Below are 12,337 nucleotides of genomic sequence, written 5' to 3'. Positions count from 1 at the left end.
CATGCCTTCGACGTTCGAGACCGTCCTTGTCGCCAACCGCGGCGAGATCGCGCTCCGGGTCATCCGGACGCTGCGCCGCCTCGGCGTCCGCTCCGTCGCGGTGTACAGCGACGCCGACGCCGGGGCGCGGCACGTCCGCGAGGCCGACACGGCCGTACGGCTCGCCTCCGGCTACCTCGACATCGAGCAGGTCGTCGCGGCGGCCAAGGCGAGCGGGGCCCAGGCCGTCCACCCCGGCTACGGCTTCCTGGCCGAGAACACCGCCTTCGCGCGGCGCTGCGCCGAGGAGGGCCTGGTCTTCGTCGGGCCCCCGCCGCAGGCGATCGAGGCGATGGGCGACAAGATCCGCGCCAAGGAGACCGTCGCCGCGGCGGGCGTGCCGGTGGTGCCCGGCGGCGCCGAGCCGGACGACCTGGCCGCGGTCGCCGAGCGCATCGGCTACCCCGTGCTGATCAAGCCGTCGGCGGGCGGCGGCGGCAAGGGCATGATCGTGGTGCGCGACGCGGGAGAGCTGCCCCAGGCCCTGGAGTCGGCCCGCCGCACCGCCGCCGCCGCGTTCGGCGACGGCACCCTGCTGATCGAGCGCTACGTCACCGACCCCCGGCACATCGAGATCCAGATCCTCGCCGACGCCCACGGTAACGTCGTCCACCTCGGCGAGCGCGAGTGCAGCCTGCAGCGCCGCCACCAGAAGATCGTCGAGGAGGCGCCCTCGCCGCTGCTGGACGAGGAGACCCGCCGCCGCATGGGCGCCGACGCCGTGCGGGCCGCCGAGTCGGTCGGGTACGTCGGCGCCGGCACCGTCGAGTTCATCGTCTCCGGTGACCGGCCGGGCGACCCCGGCTACTTCATCGAGATGAACACCCGCCTCCAGGTCGAGCACCCCGTGACCGAGATGGTCACCGGCCTCGACCTGGTGGAGCTCCAGCTGCGCGTGGCGGCGGGCGAGCCGCTGCCCCTGTGCCAGGAGGAGGTGCGGCTGCGCGGCCACGCCGTGGAGGCCCGCGTCTACGCCGAGGACCCCCAGCGCGGCTTCCTCCCCACCGGGGGCGAGGTGCTCGCGCTCGCCGAACCGGACGGCATGCCCCACGTGCGGGTCGACTCCGGGCTCCGGCCCGGCACGGTGGTCGGCAGCGACTACGACCCCATGCTGTCGAAGGTGATCGCCTGGGGGCCGGACCGCGAGACCGCGCTGCGCGGGCTCGACGCGGCATTGCGCTCGACGGCCGTCCTCGGGGTCACCACCAACGTCGCGTTCCTGCGCGCGCTGCTCGCCGACCCCGACGTCGCCGCCGGGAAGCTCGGCACCGGCCTCATCGACCAGCGCCTCGACGCGCTGCTGGCCGCCGCCTACGGCCCCGCGGCCGTGCCGGGCGACGTCCTCGCCGCCGCGGCGCTGATCCTGCACCGGCGGCTCGCCACCGTCGCCGGGGACGACCCCTGGGACGTCCCGGACGGCTGGCGGATCGGCGAGCCCGCCTGGACCACCTGGCGCCTGGCGGCGCGCGGTGAGACCGTCGAGGTACGGGTCCGCGGCGACGCGGGGCGGGCCGCGGAGGTGGCCGTCGGCGACGCCCCGCCGCTCGCCGCCCGCCTCGAGGGGGCCGGAGGGCAGGAGGTGCTGGTGACCCTCGACGGGATCACCTCGCGCTACACCCACGCCATGGACGGCGGGACGATCTGGCTCGGCCGGGACGGCCGGTCGTGGGCCCTGACCCCGCACGAGCCCGGCGATCCCGCCGACCGGCCGGGTGCCGGACGCGCCGGCGACGGGATCGTCCGCAGCCCCATGCCGGGCACCGTCCTGCTGGTCAAGGTGGCGCAGGGAGAGCGGGTCACCGAGGGGCAGCCACTGCTGATCGTGGAGGCGATGAAGATGGAGCACACCGTCACCGCCCCCGCCGACGGCGTCGTCGCCGAGCTCCCCGTCACGGCGGGCCGGCCGGTCGAGATGGACGCGGTGCTCGCCGTCGTCCGGGACGAGCCCGAGCGAGGGGAGGAGTCGTGATGCGGGCGCCGCTCAACGTACCCATGGAGGGCCTGCCCGAGCGGGTGACGATCTACGAGGTCGGGCCGAGGGACGGGCTGCAGAACGAGTCGGCCGTCGTGCCGGTGGAGGTGAAGGCCGAGTTTCTCACCCGCCTCGCCCGGGCCGGGCTCACCACGATCGAGGCCACCAGCTTCGTCCACCCGAAGTGGGTTCCCCAGCTCGCCGATGCCGAGGAGCTGCTGGCGCGGGTCGAGCGGGCGCCGGGCGTCCGCTATCCCGTCCTGGTCCCCAACGAGCGCGGCCTGGACCGCGCGCTCGCGCTCGGCGTGACCGACATCGCGATCTTCGGCAGCGCCACCGAGACCTTCGCCCGCCGCAACCTCAACCGCAGCGTGGACGGCTCGATCGAGATGTTCGCCCCGGTCGTGGCGCGCGCCCGCGAGAGCGGTCTCGCCGTCCGCGCCTACCTGTCCATGTGCTTCGGGGACCCCTGGGAGGGGCCGGTGCCGATCGAGCAGGTCGTCCGCAACGGCGCCCGGCTGCTCGACCTCGGCTGCGAGCAGCTCTCCCTCGGGGACACGATCGGCGTCGGCACGCCCGGCCACGTGGCCGAGCTCCTCGCGGCGTTCGGGCGGGCCGGGGTGGGGCCCGACCGGCTGGCCGTGCACTTCCACGACACCTACGGCCAGGCCCTGGCCAACACCCTGGCCGCCCTGCGGGCGGGGATCACGGTCGTGGACGCCTCCGCCGGCGGCATCGGCGGCTGCCCGTACGCCAAGAGCGCCACCGGCAACCTCGCCACCGAGGACCTGGTCTGGATGCTGTCCGGGCTCGGTGTGGAGACCGGCGTCGATCTCGAATCGCTGGTCGCGACCAGCGCCTGGCTGGCGGGGGAGCTGGGCCGCCCGAGCCCCTCCCGTGTCGTCCAGGCCATGTCCAAACAGGAGGAGTGAGGCATCATGCACCGGCTCAACGACGAGTACGAGGCGCTGCGCAAGACCGTCGAGGAGTTCGCCCGCGACGTCGTCGCCCCGGTGATCGGCGACTACTACGAGCGCGGCGCGTTCCCGTACGACATCGTGGCGCAGATGGGGCGTATGGGGCTGTTCGGGTTGCCGATCCCCGAGGAGCACGGCGGCATGGGCGGCGACTACTTCGCCCTGTGCCTGGCCCTGGAAGAGCTCGCGCGGGTCGACTCCTCCGTCGCCATCACCCTGGAGGCCGCGGTGTCGCTGGGCGCGATGCCGGTCTACCGGTTCGGCACCGACGAGCAGAAGGCCGAATGGCTGCCCAGACTGACCACCGGCGAGACGCTCGGCGCCTTCGGCCTCACCGAGCCCGGCGGCGGCTCCGACGTGCCGGGCGGCATGCGGACCACGGCCGTGCTCGACGGCGACGAGTGGGTGATCAACGGCTCCAAGGCGTTCATCACCAACTCCGGCACCGACATCACCGGTTTCGTCGCGGTCGCGGCCATCACCGGGCAGCGCGAGCCGGTGGAGGGCGGACGGCGCGGCGGCCCGGAGATCTCGACGATCATCGTCCCGTCCGGCACCCCCGGGTTCACGGTGTCGAAGAAGTACTCCAAGGTCGGCTGGTCGGCCTCCGACACGCGCGAGCTGTCGTTCTCCGACTGCCGGGTGCCCTCGGCCAACCTGCTGGGGGAGCGCGGGCGCGGGTACGCCCAGTTCCTGCAGACCCTCGACGAGGGCCGGATCGCCATCGCCGCCCTGTCGGTCGGCCTCGCCCAGGGCTGTGTGGACGAGAGCCTGCGCTACGTGCGCGAGCGCCAGGCGTTCGGCCGCAGCATCGGCGAGTACCAGACGATCCAGTTCAAGATCGCCGACATGGAGGCGCGGGCCCACACCGCCCGGCTCGCCTACTACCACGCCGCCGAGAAGATGCTCGCCGGGGAGCCGTTCAAGAAGGAGGCGGCCATCGCCAAGCTGGTGAGCTCCAACGCCGCGATGGACAACTCCCGCGACGCCACCCAGATCTTCGGCGGGTACGGCTTCATGAACGAATACCCGGTGGGCCGGTTCTACCGGGACGCCAAGATCCTGGAGATCGGTGAGGGCACGAGCGAGGTCCAGCGCATGCTGATCGCCCGCCAGCTCGGCCTGCCCGCCTAGAAGCACGGCCCGCGCGCACCGCACGGCGGGGGCGCGGGCCACAGGACTCCGCCGGTGCTGCTCTGACCTGCGCTATCGTAATGAGCGATGACGCCTACCGGTCCGCCGCGCGGGCCACGCCTGTTCGCCGTCCGCCGCTTCAAGAGGCGAGAAGGGGACGTCGTGATGTCCGATCCGCGTGAAGCCGTGGGGCGGCTGAGAGACGCCTACAACTCCCACGATCTCGACGCGATCGGGCGGAGCTTCGGCGAGAGGTCGGTCCTGGTCTCCCCCGACGGCATCGCCGAGGGCGGTGAAGAGATCGCCTCCCTGTACGGGCAGTTCATCGAGGCCTTCCCCGACACCAAGGTCACGATCCAGTCGGTCGTCATGTTCCGCGACACCGTCGCCGCCGAGTACACCATCTCCGGCACCCACAAGGGCCAGTTCCTGGTGCCCGGGGGCGGCGTCTGCGAGCCGACGGGGCGTCCCATCACCGTCCGGGCCTGCTCCTTCTCCACCGTCGAGGACGACCTGATCGTCAGCCACCGCGTCTACTACGACCAGCTCGAGCTGGGCACCCAGATCGGCGGCCGGTTGCACTTCGAGGAGTGCGAAGAGTGATCCCGGCCGGTGGCCGAATGGACGAACGGGGCATCGACTCCTTAAAGTCCTTTTCATGACTTCTGACGATCTCCTGGTGCGGAGGGCTGAGAAGAACGACGCCGAGGAGATCTTCGGGCTGGCACGGGAGTTCGCGCTCTCGTTCCGCCCGCAGCGCGCGGCGTTCGACGCCGCCTTCCCGTCCCTGCTGGACAACCCCGACGCGCTCGTCCTGGTGGCCGTCGTCGGCGGGCACGTGCGCGGTTACCTCCTCGGCTTCGTCCACCTGACCCTGTTCGCCAACGGGCACGTCGCCTGGGTGGAGGAGGCCATGACGCAGCACGGCTTCCGCCGCCGTGGGCTCGGCCGCGCCCTGCTGGAGGAGTTCGAGACCTGGGCCCGCTCGCGTGACGCCGGGTACATCGCCCTGGCCACCCGCCGGGCCCCTGAGTTCTACGAGGCCCTCAAGTACGAGACCGCTGGAACGTACTACCGCAAGGTGCTCAAGTCGGCCGAGCGGCAGGCCTAGCGCCGCCGGCCCGCCGACGCGGGCCGGCGGGTCACTGGGCGGAGGTCAGCTGGGCGTCCAGCCGGTAGCCGTCGACCGTGACGTACACCGAGTCGCCCGGCCGGGCGTTCAGGCGCATCAGCACCGGCTGCAGGGAGTCGAACACCGGCTGGCGGTCGCGCCAGACCAGCACGACGGCGTTGTCCCCCGGCCCGGTCACCGACAGCAGCGTGCCCGGCCGCATGCCGAGCTGGGTGGCGTACCCCTCCGGGACGGGCACCGGCTCGCCCCGCAGGTGACCGGTCGTCACGTCGATGCGCTGCCAGCGGCGCGGGTCGGACTGCGGGCTCGGCACCGGAGGGCGGTTCTCGGTGCGGGGGTCGGGCACCAGATGGGGCCGCGGCGGGCCCGACAGGGCGGTGAGCGCGGCGAGGGCCGTCTGGGCGTCGGGCAGGTTGGCGGCCACGGAAGGGATCGGCACGCCGCCGCGCATCTGGTGGCCGTTGGCCCCGGGGGTGCGGCGGGGCAGCGGCGCGAAGCCGCCGGTCGCGGTGCCCGGGTCGGCCGGCGGGGGCGTGGACGACTTGGGGATGGCGTCGATCCAGGCCTGCGCCGAGTGCGCGCGGATGCCGATCTGGCCGAGCGCCTCCACGGCGTCCTCACCGGAGGTCTTGCCGCCCAGCACCTGGAGAGTGCGCTCACGCAGCCGGGTGATGTCCCCGACGACCAGCCAGCCGTCCTGCAGCCGGCGGTCGGGCATGAGGGCCACCAGCACCCGCCACAGCGGCGTTCCGAGCGAGGGCACCTCGATGGGGTGGGCGGGGTCGGCCGCGATCAGCTGCTCCTCGGTGGCGGCGGCGCCGAGCCACTCGGTGAGCCGGAACAGGTGGCCGGTCACCGCGGTGGACTCGGGGGAGCGCAGCCAGTGGAGCACCCGCTCCTCGGCGGCCCGCTGCGCCTGGGAGAGGACGTCGCGCTCGACGTGCAGCTCGTGGGCGAGGGTGCGCAGGCTCACGGGCTCCTCGGCGAACAGGCGCTCTATGGCGACGGCCCGCTCCAGGGGAGTCCATTCGCGGAAGACGGCGTCGACCAGCCTGACCAGCGGGTTGTCCGAGACCGGGGGCGTGGGCGGCGCCGGAGGGGCGGCCGGGGGGCCGGGGCGGTAGGAGTCCTGCTGCGTCAGGCCGGCCCCGCCGAGACCGGCGGGCTGCGCGCGAAGCGGACCGGTCTGCGTCGGGTGCGGTCCGGTCTGGGCGGGGTGCGGCCCGGTCTGCGTCGGATGCGGGCCGGTCTGCGCGGGTTGCGGCCCGGTCTGGGTCGGGTGCGGCCCGGTGTTCGGGGTGGCCGGCGGCTGGGGGACGGCGGGCGGCGCGACCTGCGAGGACACGGCGGGCACCCGGCCGAGGACCTCGCGGAAGATCGCGGTGATGATCACCTCCGGCGAGGCGGGGACCGCGGGGACCCGCAGGTCCGCGGCGGTGAGCCTGCGCAGCCGCTGCCACCCGCCCATGCCGGTGATCGCCGAGCGCGCGGGCTCGGGCCACCCCGGGAGCGCCGGGTCCACCGAATGAACCTGGAGGGCCGGCAGCACGTCCATCAGAGCGAGGTGATCCCATCTGCTGACGGCGAGCCGCGACAGACGGTCGCAGAGCCAGTCGACACCGGTCGTGCCCAGGGCACGACTGAGGGCGACCGAAGCCCACCAGCCACCCGGGAGCCGGGGGTCGGCGAGCACTTCGGCGATCTGCTGAGGACGGCTCCAGCGCAGGGCCGGGACGAGATCACTCAGGCAGATCATTGAATCGGCGTCCATCGGCTGACCGCATCCTCCCGACTGTGACGCATGTTGCTAATGGTGCAGCTTACGCCGGAGGCTATCAATTAGCGCCGTCTAGGGAGAACACAGCGACACCACCAGAGCCTTGAAGGCTGACCGCTCCCGCCCTCCGCCCGCAAGGCCCTGCGGGGATACAGGTGGCTACCCTCCCGCGCCGGTCACATCCGTCCCGCTTCCCCCCGGCCGGGCCGTCACACCCGGGTGCCCCCTCGCCGCCCCGTCGGCCCGCTACGCTCCGGCGCGCACCGCCTCCACGAGGAGATCGGACACCGGGCGGGGGGCGGTTCCCAGCAGCGCCGGCAGGTCCGACGCGGAGGGCGTCATCATCCCGGCGTTGATGTTGGAGAAGATCGAGACCATGTGCGCCACCTGGTACGGCGGCTGCCCGGCCCCCGCCAGCGCGGCCCACGTCTCGCCCAGCGGCGACGGCTCGTAGCGCACCGCCGTGCCGAGGGCCTCGGCCAGCGCCGCCGCGATGTCGGCGCCCCCGACCGGCGCCGTCCCCTCCAGTTCGTAGCACCGCCCGGCGTGGGGGCCGTCCTGCCCGGCGGACAGTGCCCTCTGGGTCTCGGCGGCGACCCTCGCGGCGGCCTCGGCGAGGTCCTCCCGCGCCACCACCGGCACCGTGCCCTGTCCGAAGGGGGCTCTGAACACGCCGGTGGACGCGGCGGACGCGGCGGCGAGCAGGGCGAGTCCCGCCGGGATCTCGGCGTAGAGGGCGTTGCGGAGGATCGTCGTCGCGAACGGCGCGGCGGCCAGCCGGGCCTCGGTCCAGCGGTGCGGGAGGGCGATCGTCAGGTGCTCGCCCGAGCCCGCCAGGCTGGTGTAGACGACATGCCGCACGCCCGCCTTCTCCGCCGCCTCGATCGCCGCGGCGTGGCGGGCGAGCACCACGTCGTCCTCGGCGTACCCGGCGGAGACGAGCACCAGCACGTCCACCCCGTCGAAAGCGGCGGCCAGGCCGCCCGGCTCGTCGAAGTCGACCGGGCGCACCGGGCCGGTCCCCGCCCACCGGGACGGCGTGCGGGTGCCGGCGACGACCTCGAGTGTCGTGTCGGCGGAGAGACGGCTGTGGACGAGGCCGCCGAGGGCTCCGGACACACCGGTGACAAGGATCATCATTGACTCCTCTGGATGCTGGTTCTTTTCGGTAACCGGCACAATCATCGGTAACCAGGATGTCCGGCATAAGGAGGCACTTCGATGTCAGTGGGGCACACGACGGTAACCACCCCGCCCCTGGTGGAGTCCTGCGGCGACGGCGAGGACCGCTGCGGGATCAGGGAGGTCCTCGACCGGATCGGCGACAAGTGGTCGGTCATGGTCGTCGTCGAGCTGGCCCAAGGGGTCAGGCGCTTCCGGGAGCTCCAGCGGGCGATCAACGGCATCTCGCAGCGCATGCTCACGCTCACCGTGCGCCGCCTCGAACGCGACGGGCTGGTGACCCGGACGGTGTATCCCACCGTCCCGCCGCAGGTGGAGTACGAGCTGACGCCGATGGGCCACAGCCTGACCCACCTGGTGAAGGCGCTGGCCGACTGGTCGGCCGGCCACCACGAGGCCATCGCCGAGTCACGCCGCCGCTGGGACGCCGCCAACCCCGGCTCCCACGTCCGCTGAGGCGTCATCGTCGGGAGGCGGGCGCGCGGCGGTCGGCCAGGGCCGGGACGAGGGCGGTGAGCATCACCGCTCCGGTGAGGGCGAAGGCCAAGGGGTAACCGGTCCGGGCCGCGAGCGCGCCGAAGGCGATGGCGCCGGCGCCCATCGCGGCGTCGTAGGCGAAGTTCCACAGAGCGCTGACGGCTCCGTAGCCGGATGCGGGGACGCGCGCGTACATCAGCGTCAGGGTGGCGTTCTGGGCGATGCCGAAGCCGACACCGAACACGGCCACTCCGGCGACGACCGCGACGGGAGAGCCGGTCAGCGCCGTCAGCAGCACGCCCGCGACCGAGAGGAGCAGCCCGGGGAGGACCAGACGGGCCGGTCCGTGCCGGTCGCCGTGGCGGCCGGCGACCCAGCGGGCCGCGGTCGACGCCGCCGGCTGGACGAACAGGGCCAGGGCGACGAGCCCGGTGGCCGATGCCGGTATGGCGAGCGGGAGGAACGTGACGATGATGCCGGCCGCCAGGGCCGTGGCCCCGAAGACGACGGCGGGCCGCAACAGGGCGGCCGTCCGGAAGCCCTGGACGACGCCGTCCGCCCGTCCCGGCGTCCGCTCCCGGTCGGGCAGGCCCGGCACCGCGAGTATCGCGGCCAGCGCGAACACGGCCCCGGCCACGAAGACCGGCCGGTACCCCACGCGATCGGCCAGCCACAGCCCCAGCGGCAGAGCCGCCAGTGAGGGGATCCCGGACACGACCCCGACGAGCGCCATCCCCTCGCCTCGGCGCCGGGCGGGGATCAGCGACGCCGTCAGCGCGCCTCCGGCGACGACCGTGACCGCGAACCCCAGCCCGCGCAGCAGGCAGACCGCGAGGATCCCCGCCATGCTCGTGGTGGCGGTCAGCGCCAGCGCGGGCGCGCCGAGCAGGGCGAGTCCCGCCGCCAGTGTGCGGCGGTAGCCGAAGCGCGCCACGAGACCGGGAGCGGCGAGTTCGCCCGCGACCGTCGCCAGCATCAGCGCGCCCGTGGCCAGGCCGGGCCCGTTCCCGCCGCCGGACGCCTGGGCGTACAGCGGGACGACCGACAGCAGCAGATAGAAGCTCGCCGAGGCGCCGATGAGCGAGACGAACCGCAGCAGCAGCGCCCGCGTCACCAGCGGCGGCCGCCGGCCTTCCGTAGGGGCCTGAGAGTTGATCGTGGTCACACGAGGGAAGCTAACGGCCGTCCGGACCGCCGGTAAGCTCCAATTCCGTGTCACTGAAGTGGTCCGGTCTGTCCCCGGATCTGCTGCTGACCGTCGACCGGAGCAGTGCCCGGCCGCTGCGCGCGCAACTGGAACAGCGGCTTCGGGACGCGATCCGCACCGGGCGGCTGCGCGTCGGCGAACGCCTTCCGTCGTCCCGCGAACTCGCCCGGACGCTCGGCCTGTCGCGGGGGCTGGTGCAGGAGTGCTACGCCCAGCTCCAGGCGGAGGGATACCTCGTGACCCGGATCGGCTCGGCCACCCGTGTGGCGGCCGGCGCGGCGGCGCCCCCCGCGCCCGCGGCGCCGCCCGCGGCGGCTCCCCGCCTGCTGGCCGACTTCCGGTGGGGCGTCCCCGACCTGGGCGCCTTCCCCATCGGTGACTGGCTCTGGGCCACGCGCGAGGCGGCACGCGCCGTCCCGGCCGCCGCGCTCGACTACGGCGACCCTCGCGGCAGCCCGGCACTGCGCGAGGTGATGGCCGGCTACCTGCGCCGGGTGCGCGCCGCGGCGGCCGAACCCGACCGCATCGTCATCTGCTCCGGGTACGCGCAGGGTCTGCGTCTGGCCCTGCGAACCCTGGCCCACGCCGGTGTGCGGACGGTGGCCTACGAGGATCCCGGCTCACCCGCCACGATCTCCGCGGCCGCCGCCTCGGAGGGCATGTCGGCGATCCCCGTTCCGGTCGACGAGCACGGCATCGACGTCGGGGCGCTCGCCGCGACGGACGCCCGCGCGGTCGTCGTCACCCCCGCCCACCAGTGGCCGACCGGCGTGGTCCTCGCTCCGGAACGGCGGCTCGCGCTCATCGACTGGGCGGGACGCCGGGACGCGATCGTCATCGAGGACGACTACGACGCCGAATTCCGCTACGACCGTGAACCGGTGGGCGCGCTGCAAGGGCTGGCCGCCGACCGGGTGATCTCGCTCGGCACCGTCAGCAAGTCCCTGGCGCCCGCGCTGCGCATCGGCTGGATGCTCTGCCCGCCCGCGCTGTGCGAGCAGATCGCCGCGCACAAGCGGCTCGACGACCGCGGCTCGCCCACTCTCGAGCAGCTGGCCCTCGCGAGGCTGATCGAGTCGGGCCGGTTCGACCGGCACCTGCGCCGCATGCGGGCCACGTACGCGGGACGGCGCGCCGCCCTGCTGGGCGCGCTCGCCGAGCACGCCCCCGGCGTCACGGTGACGGGTCTGGCGGCCGGGTTCCACGCCGTCGCGCATCTCGGCGGCGCCGCCGGCGAACAGGACGTGATCGCCGCAGCCCGCGCGCGGTCCGTCGGCCTCTACGGCATGAGCGCGTGCCGCTCCTCGGGGGCCGCCACGCCGGTCCGGTTGATCCTCGGCTTCGGGAACATCGGTGAACGCTCCATCGCGGAGGGGGTCGCGGCGGTCGGTGACCTGCTGGGAGGCCGGTGAGGGTGTCCGCCGCCCGTCGCCGGCCCGGCGGACGGCGCCACTGAGCTAACAAGCGCATGTTTGGTAGGGTGGGGCTCGCGTTCCTCTCGGCAGGAGGTGGTCCGGTGGTCCCCGCCCTGTCGGTGACGTTGCCGAACTTCGGTGGCCTCCTGCCGCGCGGGGAGTGGCGGCGCTACCTCGATCTCGCGCGGATGGCCGAGGACGAGGGCGTGGAGCGGGTCGTGGTCGTCGACCACGTCGTCATGGGACGCAACACCCACGCCTACCCCTGGGGCCGCTTCCCGGGCACCCCCGAGGAGCCCTGGCTGGAGCCGCTGACCGTCCTGAGCGCGGTCGCCGGGGCGACCTCCCGGCTGCGGCTCGCGACCGGCGTGCTCATCGCGCCCCTGCGTGGCGCCGCCCTGCTCGCCAAGACCGCGGCCACCCTCGACGTCATCTCCGGAGGCCGTCTCGACCTCGGGGTGGGCGCCGGCTGGCAGCGGGAGGAGTACGACGCGGCCGGCGCCGACTGGGAACGGCGCGGGCGGCTCCTGACGGACACCATCGCCGCCTGCGCGGTGCTGTGGCGGGACTCGCCCGCCTCGTTCGCCTCCGAGACCGTGAACTTCAGCGACGTGTGGTGCGAGCCGAAGCCGCTCCAGCCCGGCGGGGTGCCGCTGTGGATCGCGGGAACCCTGCACGCGCGCAACCTCGAACGGCTGACCCGGTGGGGCTCGGGCTGGATCCCGATCATGGGGGAGACGCCGGGGGGCGTGGCCGCCGGGACCGCCGTGATCCGGGAGGCCTGGAGCCGGGCGGGCCGCGATCCGGCCGGGCTTGGCGTCCAGGCGTCGATCCCCGTGCTCCGCGACGCGGCCGGCATCCCGGACCTCGCCCGCAGCATGGAGACGGTGCCGGAGCTGGTCGCGAGCGGCGGCACGGCGGTCAACGCGTTCCTCACGCCGTTCTGCCCGGACGTCTCCGGCGCCCGTGCCTTCTTCCGCGACCTCGCCACCCGCTTCCGGGCGCTGGCGGCGTGACCGAGCCCA

Annotated in this window: 11 protein-coding genes; 8 read left to right on the top strand and 3 right to left on the bottom strand. The window is 74.0% G+C overall.

What is annotated here, in order from left to right:
* Position 1 precedes the first annotated feature (1 nt).
* From KIK05_RS22750 to KIK05_RS22730, 5 genes are all read left to right on the top strand, one after another.
* Positions 2 to 2,008: an ATP-binding protein gene (locus tag KIK05_RS22750; protein ID WP_214412818.1), complete on the top strand. Its 2,007-nt coding sequence runs from the start codon at positions 2 to 4 to the stop codon at positions 2,006 to 2,008.
* Complete coding sequence (locus KIK05_RS22745) at positions 2,008 to 2,943, top strand: hydroxymethylglutaryl-CoA lyase (RefSeq protein WP_214412817.1); 936 nt, start codon at positions 2,008 to 2,010, stop codon at positions 2,941 to 2,943. The genes KIK05_RS22750 and KIK05_RS22745 overlap by 1 nt, the downstream gene beginning before the upstream one ends.
* 6 nt (positions 2,944 to 2,949) lie before the next feature.
* Positions 2,950 to 4,122 carry an acyl-CoA dehydrogenase family protein gene (locus KIK05_RS22740; protein WP_214412816.1) on the top strand — a complete coding sequence of 391 codons (1,173 nt, stop codon included), beginning with the start codon at positions 2,950 to 2,952 and terminating at the stop codon, positions 4,120 to 4,122.
* A gap of 87 nt (positions 4,123 to 4,209) precedes the next feature.
* A complete protein-coding gene (locus KIK05_RS22735) occupies positions 4,210 to 4,725 on the top strand; it encodes an ester cyclase (protein ID WP_214412815.1) in 516 nt (171 codons plus the stop codon).
* 55 nt (positions 4,726 to 4,780) lie between these two features.
* Entirely contained in the window at positions 4,781 to 5,233 is a 453-nt protein-coding gene (locus KIK05_RS22730) for a GNAT family N-acetyltransferase (RefSeq protein WP_214412814.1), read from the top strand.
* Between the two features lie 31 nt (positions 5,234 to 5,264).
* Here KIK05_RS22730 and KIK05_RS22725 read toward each other — a convergent pair whose 3' ends face one another.
* Both KIK05_RS22725 and KIK05_RS22720 read right to left on the bottom strand, forming a co-directional pair.
* Positions 5,265 to 7,025: a hypothetical protein gene (locus KIK05_RS22725; protein ID WP_214412813.1), complete on the bottom strand. Its 1,761-nt coding sequence runs from the start codon at positions 7,023 to 7,025 to the stop codon at positions 5,265 to 5,267.
* Between the two features lie 252 nt (positions 7,026 to 7,277).
* Positions 7,278 to 8,168, bottom strand: a complete 891-nt coding sequence (locus KIK05_RS22720; RefSeq protein ID WP_214412812.1) for an NAD(P)H-binding protein — start codon at positions 8,166 to 8,168, stop codon at positions 7,278 to 7,280.
* A gap of 84 nt (positions 8,169 to 8,252) precedes the next feature.
* On the opposite strand from KIK05_RS22720, the gene KIK05_RS22715 reads away from it, so the two are divergent.
* Positions 8,253 to 8,669, top strand: a complete 417-nt coding sequence (locus tag KIK05_RS22715; protein WP_214412811.1) for a winged helix-turn-helix transcriptional regulator — start codon at positions 8,253 to 8,255, stop codon at positions 8,667 to 8,669.
* A gap of 4 nt (positions 8,670 to 8,673) precedes the next feature.
* Here KIK05_RS22715 and KIK05_RS22710 read toward each other — a convergent pair whose 3' ends face one another.
* A complete protein-coding gene (locus KIK05_RS22710) occupies positions 8,674 to 9,855 on the bottom strand; it encodes an MFS transporter (protein ID WP_214412810.1) in 1,182 nt (393 codons plus the stop codon).
* A gap of 47 nt (positions 9,856 to 9,902) precedes the next feature.
* On the opposite strand from KIK05_RS22710, the gene pdxR reads away from it, so the two are divergent.
* Together pdxR and KIK05_RS22700 are read left to right on the top strand one after the other, a co-directional pair.
* Positions 9,903 to 11,309 carry a MocR-like pyridoxine biosynthesis transcription factor PdxR gene (gene pdxR / locus KIK05_RS22705; protein WP_214412809.1) on the top strand — a complete coding sequence of 469 codons (1,407 nt, stop codon included), beginning with the start codon at positions 9,903 to 9,905 and terminating at the stop codon, positions 11,307 to 11,309.
* A 104-nt stretch (positions 11,310 to 11,413) separates the two neighbouring features.
* Positions 11,414 to 12,328: a TIGR03619 family F420-dependent LLM class oxidoreductase gene (locus KIK05_RS22700; protein WP_214412808.1), complete on the top strand. Its 915-nt coding sequence runs from the start codon at positions 11,414 to 11,416 to the stop codon at positions 12,326 to 12,328.
* Positions 12,329 to 12,337: the final 9 nt, after the last annotated feature.

This window comes from Sphaerisporangium fuscum (assembly GCF_018531465.1).
Lineage (GTDB): Bacteria > Actinomycetota > Actinomycetes > Streptosporangiales > Streptosporangiaceae > Sphaerisporangium > Sphaerisporangium fuscum.
The sequence above is the reverse complement of the archived record's forward strand: the minus strand, read 5'-3'. Positions and strand labels throughout refer to the sequence as shown.